The organism is Paenibacillus koleovorans NBRC 103111, from assembly GCF_004000845.1.
Classification (GTDB): Bacteria; Bacillota; Bacilli; order Paenibacillales; family NBRC-103111; genus Paenibacillus_AA; species Paenibacillus_AA koleovorans.
This window is the reverse complement of sequence record NZ_BIMA01000124.1, coordinates 1-20307: the sequence shown is the minus strand read 5'-3', so window position 1 is coordinate 20307 and position 20307 is coordinate 1. Positions and strand designations below refer to the sequence as shown.

The 20307-nt window shown below is 57.7% G+C and carries 5 protein-coding genes and 1 CRISPR repeat array; of the genes, 1 reads left to right on the top strand and 4 read right to left on the bottom strand.

The features are described from left to right. Positions 1–307 precede the first annotated feature (307 nt). Genes PKO02S_RS27110 through PKO02S_RS27095 form a run of 4 tightly spaced genes read right to left on the bottom strand, consistent with a single transcriptional unit; the run spans position 308 to position 6102 of the window. Positions 308–1426: an alanine racemase gene (locus PKO02S_RS27110; protein ID WP_246067470.1), complete on the bottom strand. Its 1119-nt coding sequence runs from the start codon at positions 1424–1426 to the stop codon at positions 308–310. Positions 1427–1441: 15 nt separating this feature from the next. Next, on the bottom strand, positions 1442–3436 hold the full coding sequence (locus tag PKO02S_RS27105) for an alpha/beta hydrolase family protein (RefSeq protein WP_127588139.1): 1995 nt from the start codon (positions 3434–3436) through the stop codon (positions 1442–1444). Positions 3437–3459: 23 nt separating this feature from the next. Next, complete coding sequence (locus tag PKO02S_RS27100) at positions 3460–4635, bottom strand: acyltransferase domain-containing protein (protein ID WP_127588137.1); 1176 nt, start codon at positions 4633–4635, stop codon at positions 3460–3462. A 27-nt stretch (positions 4636–4662) separates the two neighbouring features. Then, positions 4663–6102, bottom strand: a complete 1440-nt coding sequence (locus PKO02S_RS27095) for a polysaccharide deacetylase family protein (protein ID WP_127588135.1) — start codon at positions 6100–6102, stop codon at positions 4663–4665. A 212-nt stretch (positions 6103–6314) separates the two neighbouring features. Between PKO02S_RS27095 and PKO02S_RS27090 the strand changes: the two genes are divergently transcribed. Next, on the top strand, positions 6315–7799 hold the full coding sequence (locus PKO02S_RS27090) for an FAD-dependent oxidoreductase (RefSeq protein ID WP_127588133.1): 1485 nt from the start codon (positions 6315–6317) through the stop codon (positions 7797–7799). Between the two features lie 22 nt (positions 7800–7821). Next, positions 7822–20273: a CRISPR direct-repeat array (repeat unit 32 nt; unit sequence ATTTCAATCCACGCACCCGCACGGGGTGCGAC). Positions 20274–20307 lie beyond the last annotated feature (34 nt).

Sequence of the window (20307 nt, the reverse complement as noted above, 5' to 3'; positions counted from 1 at the left end):
GGTGTCTGTGCTACTTGCGGCGAAGGCGTGACCAATCGGGTGCGGTGAGTTTATTTTCCGGACACAGGAGCCCTTATTTTCGAATGAAAGCGGATTCACTCTAGTTTGGCGGACATAGGATGCGTTATTCTCTTCCCGGACGCCTGATCCGATCCATTTTGAGGCCAATAACGTCATCTGTGTCCGCCAAACTCCCGCCCAACCGTTTTTTCGCACAAATAAGGCATCTATTGGCCGCCAACATGAAACTACCTTCTCCTAGCCAATAAAGCGCCGGCCGATTGGGCCGACGCTGGTGGCTCTGCGCTTATTGCAGCATCCCGCGTGCTAGGACGGGCAGCTTCTCGTACGAGCCGTCCGGCGCGAAGAGAATGACCTGGTTGTGCAGGTTGATCGTGCTGCAAATATGGTTCGGCACGATATGCAGCCGCTGCCCGATGCGCAGCTTCGCCGACTCTGCCGCGGCTGGATCGAGCCGGAGCATCCCGTGCTCCTCGGACAGCCGCTCGAACTGCACGCCCTCCAGCCCCAGGACATGCCCGTACCCGGCAAGCTGCAGCGGCTCTGTGCCGGGCTGAATGTCGGTTGCGAACGTTTTGCTGCCACCGTCGATGACAGCCAAATCCTCCGCCGGCCGACTGATCACGGTTACGCAAATGCTAGCCGCCCAGTCCTCGGGTCCGCACACGCCATAGCGCGCTTGCATCCGGTCCTGGAACACATAAGTGCCCGGCCGAATTTCGGTCACCCCAGGCACCGAAGCCGCATAGGCGGCAGTAGGCGTAGAGCCTACGCTGACGTCCTCGAGCGGGATGCCTGCCGCTCGGATGCGCTCCGCCAATTCGACCATCTGCCGCCCTTCGTCTACTCCTGCCTGCCGGAGATCCAGCGTTGGCCGACCGCCGACCATAGCGCCGCGGTAAGTATATAGGCCGCTAAGCCGAATGTCCGGCATGTCCGCGACACGTCTGGCGAGCTCGAGCGCCTGCTCATAGCGAACGCCGGTGCGGCGCATGCCGGTGTCAACCTCCAGCCGAACTTCAATCTTCCGCACCCGCTCCAGCCCCGCGCCACGAGCGGCAGCCGCGAGCAATCGCGCCCCTTCCGCACTGTCCACCCCAACGACGAGCCTCACTTGCTCCGCCAGTCGTACGAGACGCCTCAGCTTGCTCGGCGATACGACAGGCAGCGCGAGAAAAATATCCTTAACACCATGCTCCGCCATAACCTCGGCTTCGGACAGCTTCGCTACCGTAATCCCTGCGGCTCCGGCTCGGATCTGCTGCAGGGCAATGGCCGGGATTTTGTGCGTTTTCACATGAGGACGCAGCTTGACGCCTGCACAAGCCGCTACATCGGCCATTTTGCGAATATTTCGCTCCAGCCGATCGGAGTCCACCCGGATATATGGGGTCTCCAGCTCCATATGGATCGTGCCTTCTCACCATCTCACGATGTGGCCCACATCGGGGACATCTCTTACGATGATCCGTTTGCGTCCCGACCATGCCTGGATCAGCTCCGGCAGATCGAAAGCGTTCAACACCCCGTACCAATGGCGCCGCACGTCGTATTTGTAGATTGGCGCGGCAGCCAGGTCCATAAAGGAAGGCGGTACATTTTCCAACGTGATCTCGTCCACTCGTTCATCCGCGATACCGGCCAGCAGCGCATGCATACACGCGTACCCGGAGCCTGCGATAGAAATCTGGATGCCCGGAGCGGTCTGCCTGATGTAATCGATAGCACGCAGCACGTCGTACACTTGCCACCCGATCAGCGGCCGACCTATCATCCTGGCGTCACAGACCAGCTTGTAGGCCGTGCCGAACATCTGGTCGAACGTCCGCCCGTTGACCGGCCCGCTCGCCGAGACGCCGACTCCTCGAGGATCGAACGCAAGCACACCGCCCTTTTCGAGCAACTCATGGATCCAGTCCGGCTCTTCATGAACCCGATCCACCCCAGCATCATGCAGCCAGACCGTGCAGCGATCCGCATTCACTCCCGCTTTGGCAATGCGAATTCCCCCAACTGCGATGTCGGACTCGCTAAAAAAATAAACGCTTTGCCTCTCCCAAGCCTCATCACTGTTGCGGTTGCCTACCTCCACACGCTCTTGCGTGACCACGCGGGCATAAACCGGTCCATGAGCTGAAGGCATAGCCAGCCAGCTAAGCATCCGCTCCCGCATCCGGTCAGGCGCCTCCTGCTCCCTCGCCAACCGCTCCCGCAGCACACCAAGTCGCTCGGCATGGAATCGGTGCACGGATACGGCATCCTCATACTCACCGATCACCTGGCCGGACGCCGTGCAGCGAAGCTTGCTTACCGGCTCGACTTCAATTTTGTCAGCCAACCGGACATCACCCGCCCGCTCTTCCCCAAACCACTGCGCCGCAAACCACCGAACGACCGCTCGCCGCAGCTGTTCGTTAAAAGCGTGTACGCCCGGCACAAGCGCCAAAGACAATTGCGAATCCGCGTCGAACAAGCCGTACACTTTTTGCGCCTTTTCCACACTCGCCAGCATGCCTTCGATACCGAAAAAATCCGACTCCACCGCGCCAACCAAAAGCGGCTTTGGAGCGAACAACGTCAAGTAGTCGTCGTAATCCATCCCGGCTGCGATCGCACCGTCCCATATTTGTTCGCCGTCCTGAGGCTGGCCCGTCTTCATGTAGGACTCCCTCGACGTGATGTATGTGCACGGAGCGGCAGCCGCTACACGATCGTCGGCAATCATGGCCATGATCGTCTGAATGCCTCCGCCGGAGTTGCCCGTCACCCCGATTCGAGCAACATCCACCTCGGGCAAGCCGCACAAATAATCGATCGAGCGAATGATGTCCCATGTGAAATACCGCATAATATGGCTGCCTGCAAGCTCACATTGCAGCCCCAGATACGTATGCTCCGCATGCCACCGGACGAGCGAGCGACCCAGCCGGGGATCGAACGTCTGCATACGCTCGCCCTGGGAGACCGGGTCCATCGCCAGCACGATCATGCCGCCTCGAACAAGCTCGATGCACACTTGCTGGTATAGGGGCGTCGCTTTACCGGACTCGCAATGGCCGCAAGTGAACAGCACGGCGGGGGCCGGTCCGTCCAGAGGCTCGGGCACGTACAAGTTAGCCGTCACGTAGATGCCCGGCAAGCTTTGGTATACGACGCGGCGGATACGATAGCCGTCCCGCTGAAGATCGCCTTTGTATTCGGGGTGCAGAGGCGTTTTATGCTCCGGCAGCCCTCCGATCAACTCGTGGAAATACGTACGGAGCCGCCCCCGTCGTGACTCGAACTCCGCGACGGTATCGATCGCCGCTTTCTCCTCATCCGTCCGCCGAATCAGCTCCGCCGCCAGCTTGTAGAGGTGGTTCTGCAACTGTCCGCTCGTATCCTGATACCCGTACATATTGGTGCCAAACGCCATCTTTCATCGCTCCTTTACTCGCTCTATTCGCTTGATTCGCTTAGTCGCTCCAATTCGTCCACCGGCAAGATACCGGCCGCCGCCTGCAGCAGCCCGCCTCGCGCCGCAAAATCGGCAATCGCCCGCCTCAGCCCGCTGTCCTTAGGCGCCGTTGCCGGGTCGATCTCATAGGTGCCGAACACCCGGTAATACGTCTCGCGCTCGTCCGAGCGGATCGGCAACAAATGGAACAGCCGCTGAAAACGCACGATGTTCGAGGCGGCGGGCAGCAGCTCCTGCAGCTGCGGGTCGAGCAGCCACGAGGAGCAGACGAACCCCCTCACCGGCTGCAGCTCGGGATAGTGGATCTCAGAGAACTGCACCGCCTCCCGCATCGAAGCGACACAGCTGGCCGAATCCAGCGGCTCTCCTTCGGGGATATGCAGCTCCAGCACATAGTCGCCTTGCTGCAGCCGAACCTCCCAGTCCGCCTTGGAACGCCGGCCCCCGGGTGCAAAACAAGCCAACCCTCGGTGCAGCACTGTATCGTAGATGTACTCCCCCTCGCGCTCGGCGTAGTCCGACGTCCAGCATTTGTGCGGGTCCCAAAGTCCGTTGGTACCGTCCACTCTGCCGTCCCCGCGATAGGGTACGCCGCCGCCGGAGACGACCGTGTTGCAGTCGTCAAGCTTGTGGCGCAGCATGATCACCGGGCGCGACAGCGGACGATGGATATACTGCAGCCGTCCAATACGATGCAGCCTGCCATTCAGGTGATGCAGCAGCCATTGCAAGTTTTCCAGCCCCCAACGGCCCCGCTCCAGCTTGCACCGCTTCATCCAGATAGCTAGATCGCTCATGGTGTCGGCGAGTATCCGCCGCTCAATGCCACGCTCCAGGTATTGCTTCTCCGTCAGCGGCATCAGAAGCAGCACGAGTAGTGCCGGCACCATGATCGCTTGCTCGCCCATCGCTTCGGTTAGCATGGCCGAATGGGCTTCTAGCTCGGCAGGCAGCCATTCGAGGGACGGCTTCGTCTCGGCCTCGTATATCGCCCGATCGCGCCATGCGAGCAGCTGTTCCAATACTGGCGTGCAACCACGTGCCGATCTCGCTGCATCGACGCACGCTTGCAATGCCTCTCCGTCGAGCCGAACAATCGCGTTGATTTCCTCCACCCAGTTATCACTCAAAGGCTGGTTTACCTCATGCTTTGCCACACTCTTCTCCTCCTCCCGACCCGCCAGTCACCTAAAATACGCCGGCTTGAGCGTCCACGCCTGCAGCTTGGACATCTCGATGATATTGGGCACCTGCAGCTTCTCAGGAAAAATGACCCAATACTTCGTCCATTCCGCCGTATCCGAAGCATGATCTGCAGCAGTTAGCCGCCCCCTCACTAGCGGTATGACTTGCTCCTCCACGATCCCAACTGCAGCCGCACTCTCCTCCGATCTCGTTCGGACCGCCTTGGCCCTTTCTCCCTCACCCGCTCCGGCTGCAATCGCAGCCGCCATCGTGCAAGCAAGGTCAACTGGGTTAACCCAGACGTCGCCGACGCGGAAGCGATCCGGCAGCATCGGAAAGCCTTCCACTCGCGGCAATGGCTCTCGCAAAGCGGCGATCAGCTCGGGCAGCAGCAGCTCGCTAGCTTGTTCGTCGCTTGGCAAGTCGCGCTCCGGCCCATAAAGCAGCTCCGGCAGCGGCTCCTCGCCCAACAACAGACAGCGGTATACCGAGAACAGCTCGCCAGCCGACAAACTCCTGCCACTCTCCGACTCCGTCAAATAGCCAAGCCGATCCCCCGTTCGTGCAGCAAACCGCCGAACCTCGTCCTCGCTTAGCGCCGCCGAGTTCGTCCTTTCAAATCCGACGAGGTCCCCAGTGGTGATATAGGAGACATTAGGCCGGCTTAGCGTATAGTCGACGAATTCCCCCACCATATCAATAAATCGCTGCCTATCGCCGGGCGGCCGCATCCGTGGTTTGACCCAGTCCTCTCTTAACGGATTGTTGCCTTTGGAAAAATTGACCGCATCCCAGAACTCCTCGAACACGAACTCCGTCGGATGATAGAAAATGCTGATAATACCGAAAGGCTCCTCCCGCTGCGCTTCGCAAAGCTCATCAAACCGGTGTTTGGCAGGCCCCAACGCCCCGTCCCTCAGCGGCATCCCCATCAGCCCCGTGAGCGTCGTCAGGTTGAGCAAACCTCCGTACCAAAACGGCTTATCGTGGAACGTCACCTGATTGTGGGAATCGATATAGCTGTGTATGCCCCATTTGCGCAGCACCGGGTACGTCTGCGGAGCCCAAGCCGCCCCCGGCTGCCCGTAGCATACGACCGGCTGTCCGGTAATGCGGCCCACATCCCGGAATCCCTGCCCCTCTCGACGCTCGAACTCGGCCGCGCCTTCGCGAAACCGAAGCGGCTCGAGGTACTCGGTCACCACCGGATGGATGCTGTGCCAATCGGTATGGTAGCCGACCTCATGTCGAGCCAGCCTGTTCCATATATCCGTGCGGCCGTTCTGCTCGAGCCGACGCGCTTTTTCCCCGACGAGCTTGAAAATCCCCTTCACGCTCCGTGCGTCCAGCATCTCCAGCAGCCCGAGCAACGCCGCCTCCGACTCGTCATTGATGAAATCCTCCACATCGAACCAGAACAACACATAAACCGGCTTCATCGATCCAGTCCCTCTTTCTCTCTGTTTATCCCCATTATAAAGAGGCCGCTCCCGGCGACCTACTAACCATTTATGACATCGGTAGATCGCTCTTGCGAATTTAAGTTGGTTAAGCGTCCACAAGGATGGTTTGTTTCCAGGTGCGAAAGCGTTCTTTATACTGGGTTGGGTAGGGTTTGATTTTGACAAGGAAAAGGGGCAATGGGAACGTCATGAGCTATGACCTGGTCATTTACGGAGGAACATCGGCGGGGATTGCGGCGGCCGTGCAAGCGATTCGAATGGGGCTCGTCCCGGTGGTCGTCGAACCGTCGGATCGAATCGGAGGACTTACTACGGGCGGGCTCGGCGACACGGATGCGGGCAATAAGGAGGCGATCGGCGGGCTGTCCTTGGAGTTCTACACGCAGCTAGGGCAACAGTATGGAATGTCGCAGCCGGTCTGGATGTTCGAGCCTAGTCGGGCGTCGGCGGTTTTTCGCGAATGGGTGGAACGGTACGGCATTCAGGTGTTGTACAAGGAGAGGCTGGATCTGGCGAACGGGGTTGAGAAAAACGATGGCAATCAGCTCGTGTCGATCCGGATGGAGTCCGGCCTCGTCATCTCGGGGCGCATGTTCATGGACACCAGCTATGAGGGCGATTTAATGAAGCTTGCGGGTGTTTCGTACACCGTGGGGCGTGAGGCGAACCGGGAGTACGGCGAAACGTTCAACGGCATCCAGACGAGGCAAGCCATGTATCATCAGTTGCCGGCTGGCATTGACCCGTATCGCGTCGCCGGCGATCCGTCCAGCGGGCTGCTGCCCGGCGTTCATCCCAGCCCTGGCGGCTCCGATGGCGAGGGTGACGAGCGCATCCAGGCATATTGCTACCGGATGTGTTTGACGGACGATCCGGACAATCGATTGCCGATCGAGCAGCCTCCGGGTTATGACGAAGACGAGTATGAATTGCTTTTTCGCGCTATCGAGCGGGGGTTGGACCGTTTCTTCAAGCTGAGAATGCTGCCGAACCGGAAGACGGATTCCAATAACGACAAAGGCTTCTCCACCGACTACATCGGCCGCAACTACAGCTATCCGGAGGCCGGCTACGAAGAGCGCGCCCGTATTGCCGCCGCCCATAAGACGTATCAGAAAGGGTTAGTCTGGACACTGCAGCATCACCCACGCGTGCCGGTGGACATTCGGGCGTTTTATAGAGAGTGGGGGCTTCCGCGGGATGAGTTCGTCGAGTACGGCCACTGGACTCCGCAGCTGTACATTCGGGAGTCGAGGCGGATGCTCGGGGACGTCGTTATGAACGAGAACCATATTTATCGGCGTTTGTCGGTGGTGGACAGCGTCGGACTTGGCTCGTACTGGATGGACTCCCATCATACGCAGCGGTATGTGGGGCCGAACGGGGATGTCGTCAATGAAGGCGACGTCCAGGTGCAAGTGAGCGAGCCTTATCCGATCAGCTACCGCTCCATCGTCCCACGGGAAAGCGAATGCGCCAATCTTTTCGTTCCGGTCTGCTTGTCGGCTTCGCACATTGCCTACGGCTCCATTCGGATGGAGCCCGTGTTCATGGTGCTGGGCCAATCGGCGGCTACGGCCGCGGCCCTGGCGCTCGAGGCGGGCGTCAGCGTACAGCGCGTCGACTATGCTTTCTTGCGGCGGCGTTTGCTGGAGGATGGGCAGCGGTTGTAGGTTGATGGATGGGGTTTATATAACTACAATCCACGCACCCGTAGGGGGTGCGACGTTGGCCGTGCCGGTGATCCCGAACGGCGTCTTATTTCAATCCACGCACCCACACGGGGTGCGACAGTTCGTAGTTAGCAAATAGCGTCAGATCGCCGCCAACTTCAATCCACGCACCCGTACGGGGTGCGACCGTATTCCACTATCCGTGAAGTCCTACATCGACGAATTTCAATCCACGCACCCGTACGGGGTGCGACGATCGCTGTCACAATCTTGTGTACTTCTCCAACAGTATTTCAATCTACGCACCCGCACGGGGTGCGACGGCAAGGCGATTGTCTGCTGCCTCCCCGGCATATTTCAATCCACGCACCCGCACGGGGTGCGACGGGAAAAACCCAATCCCTAAACGTCCCACCCGAGACATTTCAATCCACGCACCCGCACGGGGTGCGACCGTAACCAAAATCAAAAGTAGCATCAAAGCAAAATTTCAATCCACGCACCCGCACGGGGTGCGACGACTTGGCAATACAACTTCAAGACTTCTCGTTAAGCATTTCAATCCACGCACCCGCACGGGGTGCGACGCCCTTCCGTTGCTTCGCCAAACTCCGGATGGTGATTTCAATCCACGCACCCGCACGGGGTGCGACTATTAGTCACCCCCCACGGCGGCGGGGAAGAAAAATTTCAATCCACGCACCCGCACGGGGTGCGACTTGGTGCGTACTGCACCATGACGTGGCCGGACGATTTCAATCCACGCACCCGCACGGGGTGCGACGGAGTTTGATTTCCCAATGCTGCTTGCCCGGAAATTTCAATCCACGCACCCGCACGGGGTGCGACGTGATGCGACTTAGGTTAGATGCTTTGCTATATATTTCAATCCACACACCCGCACGGGGTGCGACCTGGACGAGGTGGGAGGTAACCTCCCCGTAGACATTTCAATCCACGCACCCGCACGGGGTGCGACACTGATGGACGAAATCCACGCTTGGAAGGACATATTTCAATCCACGCACCCGCACGGGGTGCGACCCGCATGATTTCGGTCTCGCTGGCCATGTAAATATTTCAATCCACGCACCCGCACGGGGTGCGACACAGTATGATGCTTATTATAAGTACGGATTAAAGATTTCAATCCACGCACCCGCACGGGGTGCGACGAGCAAATTTTGGCGGCGGCGGGAGAGACGAAAGATTTCAATCCACGCACCCGCACGGGGTGCGACAGACCCACCTTGAGTAGCAACTCCGCCCAGCGTGATTTCAATCCACGCACCCGCACGGGGTGCGACCGGATCAGCGACGGCCATACGATCTACTTCGGCTCATTTCAATCCACGCACCCGCACGGGGTGCGACAAAATCTACTCTCTCGGAATAATAACCATTCGAAATTTCAATCCACGCACCCGCACGGGGTGCGACCCGAACTGATTGCAAACCTCGTCCGCATCGAGCAGATTTCAATCCACGCACCCGCACGGGGTGCGACGGTGCACGTATCGCCATCATCGACGACCCTGTCAAATTTCAATCCACGCACCCGCACGGGGTGCGACAAAAACCTTTGAGGAATGTGTCGAGACGAAAAAATTTCAATCCACGCACCCGCACGGGGTGCGACCATTAGCACTCACCATCGAACCTTCACGAATGAAAATTTCAATCCACGCACCCGCACGGGGTGCGACAATGTTTTCGGTTAGCTCTCGCGGATCCGGATCATTTCAATCCACGCACCCGCACGGGGTGCGACGCAAGCTCCGATGATTGATTGGCCGGAAACGATTATTTCAATCCACGCACCCGCACGGGGTGCGACCAGCCACGCTGTTGAAATCCAGCTCAGCAGGAGGAATTTCAATCCACGCACCCGCACGGGGTGCGACATGATTGCCGTGACGCTGAACCATAAGTTTCTGTGATTTCAATCCACGCACCCGCACGGGGTGCGACAAAAGTGGGCTAAACGCGAGTGCACTTGTAAAGAATTTCAATCCACGCACCCGCACGGGGTGCGACGGAACGCCTTCCGCTGAAAACCAGATCGTACGTGATTTCAATCCACGCACCCGCACGGGGTGCGACGAGATGTCCAGACGAGCATTCTACCCAAACTTATCATTTCAATCCACGCACCCGCACGGGGTGCGACGACTTCGACGGAACAAAGAAAGGATAATGACCATATTTCAATCCACGCACCCGCACGGGGTGCGACTTGTGTTCGGCCATGTCATCACACCTCGCCTCCTATTTCAATCCACGCACCCGCACGGGGTGCGACTTTGGCGTTATTCTCGTCGAGCTGCTGCTGTTCATTTCAATCCACGCACCCGCACGGGGTGCGACGAGGACCTTCTCGCGATCGCCGCTTCCATCTGCATTTCAATCCACGCACCCGCACGGGGTGCGACCCACTTTTCCGCCCAGCGAGTCGAGGTGATGGGGTATTTCAATCCACGCACCCGCACGGGGTGCGACAGCCACAACAACTAGATACTGATCAAGACGAAGAATTTCAATCCACGCACCCGCACGGGGGGCGACAAGCTGACGAGCTCTTCCAGTTCCGCCCCAGTCGAATTTCAATCCACGCACCCGCACGGGGTGCGACCAGAAAATGAGTTCCACATTGGACATTTATGGTATTTCAATCCACGCACCCGCACGGGGTGCGACACGACAAGGTACTAAGGACTTCCCTTATGTCTGATTTCAATCCACGCACCCGCACGGGGTGCGACATCCGTAACAATTGGAGCAATGTACGGCTGGTCAGATTTCAATCCACGCACCCGCACGGGGTGCGACGTTCCGGCTTTGCTTGTCTGGAGATGGATCAAGCATTTCAATCCACGCACCCGCACGGGGTGCGACCAGCATCGTACCGAGTAAATCAGCGTAAGGAGGTATTTCAATCCACGCACCCGCACGGGGTGCGACGGAAAAGCACGGATCAATTAGGGGGATCGCCATATTTCAATCCACGCACCCGCACGGGGTGCGACCGAGCACCAGCTCGCCTATCTTGTAGAGGAAGTAATTTCAATCCACGCACCCGCACGGGGTGCGACCTTGCTAACGTCGCAAGCTGGTTGCGAACCGTACAATTTCAATCCACGCACCCGCACGGGGTGCGACTGACGCGCTCGACGCCGACCTCTTGCGGTAGGATCTATTTCAATCCACGCACCCGCACGGGGTGCGACCGATCGGGCCGAAGAAATACGCAGCCGCCATGAAATTTCAATCCACGCACCCGCACGGGGTGCGACCTTGAAAAACACCCGCGTCATGGATGCGGCTAGATTTCAATCCACGCACCCGCACGGGGTGCGACGATGGTCTGCCATGCACGGAATGCTTTCGGCGCGTTATTTCAATCCACGCACCCGCACGGGGTGCGACTATGATCTTACTGCTTCGCGCACATACCTGTTGTATTTCAATCCACGCACCCGCACGGGGTGCGACCCGACAACTTAACTCCCGTATAATCTGGACAATTATTTCAATCCACGCACCCGCACGGGGTGCGACACGCTGAATCACTATCCGGTCAACATATTCTTGAAATTTCAATCCACGCACCCGCACGGGGTGCGACTGTATTCGCCGTCCGTATGCTTGCCGGTCACAGATTTCAATCCACGCACCCGCACGGGGTGCGACATCAACATCGTCCAAGGGTCTAGCTTGCCGGAGATATTTCAATCCACGCACCCGCACGGGGTGCGACGATCCGAATGGGAGAACGTGAGCGCCTATTTAACATTTCAATCCACGCACCCGCACGGGGTGCGACACGCACAAGGGCGCCGCACCGGTGAGAGTTTGAAAATTTCAATCCACGCACCCGCACGGGGTGCGACGAGGGACAATTCTACTACGTCGAAGTATGGGTTGATTTCAATCCACGCACCCGCACGGGGTGCGACCGACACGTCCGCCGCATGGTGGCAAGTCATCGAAATTTCAATCCACGCACCCGCACGGGGTGCGACGCCATTCAACGAGCGATCGACAGTCTAGGAGGAATTTCAATCCACGCACCCGCACGGGGTGCGACAAGTCTTCGCGGAGCACAAAAAGCACGGGATTATTTCAATCCACGCACCCGCACGGGGTGCGACTGAGCCGGCCACAACCGACGAAGCCGGCCAAGCTATTTCAATCCACGCACCCGCACGGGGTGCGACTGTCGATGTACGGATGTAGATCACGCGAAGGAGGTATTTCAATCCACGCACCCGCACGGGGTGCGACTGGGAGTGCCAGTGGTGCGGACACACGGAAAAATATTTCAATCCACGCACCCGCACGGGGTGCGACGCAGTAACATACTGCCATGATCCAGTTGCCGTATTTCAATCCACGCACCCGCACGGGGTGCGACTCAACCTTGTTCACCTCACGATCATTCCGTGATGATTTCAATCCACGCACCCGCACGGGGTGCGACCGTAACGGGGGCCGAAAGGCTCCCGTCTCCTTTTATTTCAATCCACGCACCCGCACGGGGTGCGACAAGGAACTTGCTGCGGATCTAGCCGCCAACCGAGTATTTCAATCCACGCACCCGCACGGGGTGCGACGCCGGACAAGCCATCTTCCACTTCTTTAGCTCTTATTTCAATCCACGCACCCGCACGGGGTGCGACTTCCACCGTGAATATCTTCTTGACTCCATCGCTTATTTCAATCCACGCACCCGCACGGGGTGCGACGTTCATGCGGGGTCATCTCGTTGTACTCCGCATTTTATCGGCGGTTTATGCAAGAATTTCAATCCACGCACCCGCACGGGGTGCGACGTATCAAGCGTGACAACTAGAATCTACAGGAGGATTTCAATCCACGCACCCGCACGGGGTGCGACTAGGACTATCTAGGGCTGCGGAAATACTAGGTTGATTTCAATCCACGCACCCGCACGGGGTGCGACCCAGCTGTCCGGGATGACGAACGGCTCGATGACGTATTTCAATCCACGCACCCGCACGGGGTGCGACCGTCCAACGAACGCATTCAGGGATGGCTCAACTTATTTCAATCCACGCACCCGCACGGGGTGCGACGCGGAAACGTTGCCTTGTACCACCTTACCTCGACCAATTTCAATCCACGCACCCGCACGGGGTGCGACGCTCTTGACGATGATCGAAACAAGGTGGTCGTTAAATTTCAATCCACGCACCCGCACGGGGTGCGACGTCGAAGCTCTAATGGAGGAATACGAAATGTATCAATTTCAATCCACGCACCCGCACGGGGTGCGACGGGCAATATTGCCCCCAAAACCGCCGGAGAATGGCTATTTCAATCCACGCACCCGCACGGGGTGCGACTCTTGACGATGATCGAAACAAGGTGGTCGTTAAATTTCAATCCACGCACCCGCACGGGGTGCGACGGGATATCAGCGGACGAGGGACAGTTGCCCGAAGATTTCAATCCACGCACCCGCACGGGGTGCGACGTTAGTTTTGGTGACTTGGGCGTGGGGGGAAATGGAATTTCAATCCACGCACCCGCACGGGGTGCGACCGCAATTGATTGATGATCTATACGAAATGTTTGATATTTCAATCCACGCACCCGCACGGGGTGCGACTTTGTGGTACTTGGTTCAACTGGGATATTGGGATATTTCAATCCACGCACCCGCACGGGGTGCGACTCAGGCAAAGGCAGGCAACCGCGTACCAGGTTGATTTCAATCCACGCACCCGCACGGGGTGCGACGAGATGACACCGACGGACGAGCAGGTCGCTCAATTTCAATCCACGCACCCGCACGGGGTGCGACACGTGATAAAGCCTTTCCCTATCCCGGCTGACTGATTTCAATCCACGCACCCGCACGGGGTGCGACATGGCGCAAGTTTTGCTGTGGGTACGGATTGGACAATTTCAATCCACGCACCCGCACGGGGTGCGACCGCCGAGGACAACAACGACATCAAGCCCCACTCAAACATTTCAATCCACGCACCCGCACGGGGTGCGACAAGATTGGCTGTACGGGAGGCCGAAGCGGTAGTGAATTTCAATCCACGCACCCGCACGGGGTGCGACATTCGGTTTTAGCGTGACTGGACCTTGACTACCCCATTTCAATCCACGCACCCGCACGGGGTGCGACTCAGTTCATCCCCGCCCTCAACAGGGGCCATATTATTTCAATCCACGCACCCGCACGGGGTGCGACGGCTTAGTGCTGCGTACGGTGCGACAGCGGATCCGATTTCAATCCACGCACCCGCACGGGGTGCGACTTTGATAAGTGGGATATGCGTAAGTCCAAGCGTAATTTCAATCCACGCACCCGCACGGGGTGCGACTAGCTTCGGCGGTCACGTGTGCGGCGATGGCTGATTTCAATCCACGCACCCGCACGGGGTGCGACGTCATTGAGGGAGATAGGTAGGTCAGCCAAGAAACATTTCAATCCACGCACCCGCACGGGGTGCGACAAAAAACTCCCACGTTACATTGAGAAGCACGAATTATTTCAATCCACGCACCCGCACGGGGTGCGACGTACTGGGAATAGAACCAGATACAAAAATCGGAATTTCAATCCACGCACCCGCACGGGGTGCGACACGGCTACCGGACAGCAAGTCAACGTGTCCGATATTTCAATCCACGCACCCGCACGGGGTGCGACTCAGGCTTTCGTCGCGTGGTTGCGTCGTTTAACATTTCAATCCACGCACCCGCACGGGGTGCGACAGACCGAACTGGCGGCGCTGGATGCCGACCAGTTGATTTCAATCCACGCACCCGCACGGGGTGCGACGTGGTGCCCTGCGAGACAGGAGAAAACGGGTAAATATTTCAATCCACGCACCCGCACGGGGTGCGACGGACGCCGTAAATGTGGTGCCCTGCGAGACAGGAATTTCAATCCACGCACCCGCACGGGGTGCGACACGCCGGTAGCGTCTCTGTGATCGGTTCGTCGTTATTTCAATCCACGCACCCGCACGGGGTGCGACGCGGAAAGATTGTTACGTTCATTCAGCCTAATTCATTTCAATCCACGCACCCGCACGGGGTGCGACAAGTGGTCGATGCGATCGCCGCCGGAACCTACATAATTTCAATCCACGCACCCGCACGGGGTGCGACGTGCATACTGCCGAGCAGAACGCCCGGCGAATGAAATATTTCAATCCACGCACCCGCACGGGGTGCGACCCACAACTAGCCCCTAATATGCAGGGGAGGGAGGATTTCAATCCACGCACCCGCACGGGGTGCGACAAGGTCTTCCTCGTACCCCTCCAGCGTCACACGCATATTTCAATCCACGCACCCGCACGGGGTGCGACCAACTAACTAATACTTTGTATTGACTTAAGTATTATATTTCAATCCACGCACCCGCACGGGGTGCGACGTGGGACAAGGACCTCCTTACCTAGCCACACGATATTTCAATCCACGCACCCGCACGGGGTGCGACCAATGTATCCAAAAAGCTAACCATCATTGCACAAATTTCAATCCACGCACCCGCACGGGGTGCGACTTCCTCGTGTTAACCCGGCGTCCTTTCCCCCATAACATTTCAATCCACGCACCCGCACGGGGTGCGACGACGCGAAATCATCTTTTTTTCTCCAAGCGGAAGATTTCAATCCACGCACCCGCACGGGGTGCGACTATTCAAGCAGCTCGGCTTCGTCCGGCGGGGGATATTTCAATCCACGCACCCGCACGGGGTGCGACGTTATATTCCGGCCCCCACTCGCCCCACTGCTTATTTTAATCCACGCACCCGCACGGGGTGCGACAAAATTCAGTTTGTCGCACAGACTTCTTGTTTGCATTTCAATCCACGCACCCGCACGGGGTGCGACGCTTAGGCAATATATCGACATCCTGCGTAGTCGATTTCAATCCACGCACCCGCACGGGGTGCGACCTGTCCTATGCTGCGTATGCAGCTGGTGACATGATTTCAATCCACGCACCCGCACGGGGTGCGACCAATAAAGGGGGCTGTAGATCGCTAGGCTATCTCTATTTCAATCCACGCACCCGCACGGGGTGCGACCCAGAGACTGAAATCGCTTGTCGAACGAATTAGGATTTCAATCCACGCACCCGCACGGGGTGCGACAGGAGGCATCTATGTCAACCACAATGACTAAGCAAATTTCAATCCACGCACCCGCACGGGGTGCGACGAGTCGCCCTTGGACTGCGCTCTCAGCATAAGCCATTTCAATCCACGCACCCGCACGGGGTGCGACTGGATGACCCTATGCATGGTACCAACCTCGAGGAACATTTCAATCCACGCACCCGCACGGGGTGCGACCGGCAGTCCGACCGCGAAATGTACGAAAATCTGATATTTCAATCCACGCACCCGCACGGGGTGCGACTACTGCCACCGCTTATGCCCAACTCGCCGGGAAGATTTCAATCCACGCACCCGCACGGGGTGCGACCAAACAGCTGTCTGACCTGCTTCCTGAGCCTGAAATTTCAATCCACGCACCCGCACGGGGTGCGACGGAGGCAGCTGCAGCCGCTCGAAAAGCCGGAGAAGAATTTCAATCCACGCACCCGCACGGGGTGCGACAAGCGTTCGCAGCATTTACGTACCCCATCATTTTAAATTTCAATCCACGCACCCGCACGGGGTGCGACGTCCGATACAGCTATTCCCGCAACGTTTGTAAGCGATTTCAATCCACGCACCCGCACGGGGTGCGACGCTGAAGGAGATGCGCCGTTACCTCCCCGTAGGCATTTCAATCCACGCACCCGCACGGGGTGCGACGCAAAAATAATTCATATACAATATTAAGGAGATATTTCAATCCACGCACCCGCACGGGGTGCGACCCAAACCAGAAACTAAACCAGAAAATCCAATTTTATTTCAATCCACGCACCCGCACGGGGTGCGACATCGGCCAGTACTTGCCGATTACACTTTCATCGAATTTCAATCCACGCACCCGCACGGGGTGCGACTTGGCACCCGGAGTACAACTTCCGGAAGGACAAATTTCAATCCACGCACCCGCACGGGGTGCGACGTAACTGGGAGGAGTTCCCGGAGGTCGAAGGAAATTTCAATCCACGCACCCGCACGGGGTGCGACTTATCACCCCGGGCAGGAACGTGTCATTTTGCAATTTCAATCCACGCACCCGCACGGGGTGCGACCAGGTTCTCGAAAAACCCGCAATAGTGGTTGATGATTTCAATCCACGCACCCGCACGGGGTGCGACATATAGCGATGATCGAATCGACCAACGCATTTAAATTTCAATCCACGCACCCGCACGGGGTGCGACATTTGCAGACGGTCTACCTACTTCGGCTTCGGACAATTTCAATCCACGCACCCGCACGGGGTGCGACGAAGTCGGGCTGATTTACTACAACCCAGAAAAAGATTTCAATCCACGCACCCGCACGGGGTGCGACCACACCGTCCCATGTGGCGCTTTCAACGTATGATTATTTCAATCCACGCACCCGCACGGGGTGCGACCAGCATGAGGACACTGCCAACGAAGCCGGCTAAGCCATTTCAATCCACGCACCCGCACGGGGTGCGACCTGATATCCCTTCCTTCTACGGCCAAGAGCTTATATTTCAATCCACGCACCCGCACGGGGTGCGACGGCAGAACAGGCCATACAACAGGGGCAGAGGGATATTTCAATCCACGCACCCGCACGGGGTGCGACGGCGCGAACCACGACCACAACCAGCCCTACGCAAACATTTCAATCCACGCACCCGCACGGGGTGCGACCGAAGAGTTGACGGCGTGTAAAAGATATTTTCAATTTCAATCCACGCACCCGCACGGGGTGCGACCTCTGATTGACCGGATCGACATCGTGTCCGGGAAATTTCAATCCACGCACCCGCACGGGGTGCGACCTGTTACCCCTTTTCGTATAGTCCCTTCACCCATTCTTATTTCAATCCACGCACCCGCACGGGGTGCGACTCCTGCACATAACGACAGCGTCCAACTGATCTCATTTCAATCCACGCACCCGCACGGGGTGCACGAAAATGGTCTCGAGGATCTCAGCAATTACATGCTATTTCAATCCACGCACCCGCACGGGGTGCGACTGGTTGCCCGCCGATTGCGAGCCTCCAGATCCTGACATTTCAATCCACGCACCCGCACGGGGTGCGACAGGCGTTTTTTCCGAACGAACTAAACGTCGGACTATTTCAATCCACGCACCCGCACGGGGTGCGACCTCGCCTTGGCCTTATTGACCTTCGTCTCAAGGATTTCAATCCACGCACCCGCACGGGGTGCGACTTCCAGCACCGACCAGCTGCTCGGCTGATAGTCATTTCAATCCACGCACCCGCACGGGGTGCGACCTGCAACTGATCGCGAGCAGCGGGCGTCGTGGGGTATTTCAATCCACGCACCCGCACGGGGTGCGACGACGTTTACGCGGATCGTTGTGGTAATCGATCCAATTTCAATCCACGCACCCGCACGGGGTGCGACTTGACGTGACCGAAGCGCTCTTGAAGCAAGAAGAATTTCAATCCACGCACCCGCACGGGGTGCGACTGGACGAGTACATCCTGACTAAGCGGCCGCAGTTTATTTCAATCCACGCACCCGCACGGGGTGCGACGTCGGATCCGGCTAACGGATTGTTTGAAGGACAATTTCAATCCACGCACCCGCACGGGGTGCGACCACGCATTCAGGATTTGGAGGAGGAACGCGAGAAATTTCAATCCACGCACCCGCACGGGGTGCGACTCGCGGTTCCTCGAGCAACTCCGCATTGTCGGAGCATTTCAATCCACGCACCCGCACGGGGTGCGACCTGCCGTCCAGGTCACAATCTCGTGCTGTTGACTATTTCAATCCACGCACCCGCACGGGGTGCGACAGTACGTTACCGAGTGGTTTGTAGAAATTCAGACTATTTCAATCCACGCACCCGCACGGGGTGCGACCAATTAAATCTTCAGCATTTGTTCGCGGGATTTTATTTCAATCCACGCACCCGCACGGGGTGCGACGCCCGACATCCCTTCCTTCTACGGCCAAGAGCTGATATTTCAATCCACGCACCCGCACGGGGTGCGACCCCCACCTTTCCGCTGCAGGGTCTCAGACTGCATATTTCAATCCACGCACCCGCACGGGGTGCGACGGTCAAGAACATCCGCCGGCATCCCGAGGAATACATTTCAATCCACGCACCCGCACGGGGTGCAACTCAAGAGATCAGCCCACAGGGGCAGGGAGGTAATGAATTTCAATCCACGCACCCGCACGGGGTGCGACGTCATCGTAGTAATCCAGAGGCTTAGCTGCTTTTAATTTCAATCCACGCACCCGCACGGGGTGCGACGGTAACAAATGCCTTGCTTGTGAGCTTTTATAATGATTTCAATCCACGCACCCGCACGGGGTGCGACCTGAAGGATGCGCCGAAAACAGAAAGCTCGATACATTTCAATCCACGCACCCGCACGGGGTGCGACTGATCGTGGACGGATTAATCGGATTGTCAGTAATATTTCAATCCACGCACCCGCACGGGGTGCGACCTGGTACGTGCCGATACCGTCATTCGTAAGACGAATTTCAATCCACGCACCCGCACGGGGTGCGACAAAACACTTCGAAGGCTTGGTCGCCTGAGAATTTATTTCAATCCACGCACCCGCACGGGGTGCGACTATAGTGGGGTTATCGACTTTGTCGGCACTATTGTATTTCAATCCACGCACCCGCACGGGGTGCGACGATGTACCCTTCGAACGTACCAGCAGCCATGATATTTCAATCCACGCACCCGCACGGGGTGCGACGGAGTCTAGGCTGGATGCACTTATGAAGAAAATATTTCAATCCACGCACCCGCACGGGGTGCGACTGGAACCCGACTTATCCAATCCAACAATTGCGTCAAATTTCAATCCACGCACCCGCACGGGGTGCGACAACTTATCTGCAATAGATGGGACTACAGGAATTGTAATTTCAATCCACGCACCCGCACGGGGTGCGACATAGTGGTGGTACGAGTAAAATATAGCACAAAAAATTTCAATCCACGCACCCGCACGGGGTGCGACGATAATCTTCCAAGCAACCAGAGCGAGCTGATAGAATTTCAATCCACGCACCCGCACGGGGTGCGACGAAACAACAGCCGCCGTTTCTACTTTAGTAATGGTATTTCAATCCACGCACCCGCACGGGGTGCGACTTGAGGTAGAATTTCCTTCACCGGAATTTTTTCCGATTTCAATCCACGCACCCGCACGGGGTGCGACTTAAAAACATAAATCGAACCTAGAAATATAAGCAATTTCAATCCACGCACCCGCACGGGGTGCGACATGTTTGACCGTCCATCTGCAAAAACGTTATCATAGACATTTCAATCCACGCACCCGCACGGGGTGCGACCAAACCCTTAAATCCTTTCCCATCGCTTTCACTT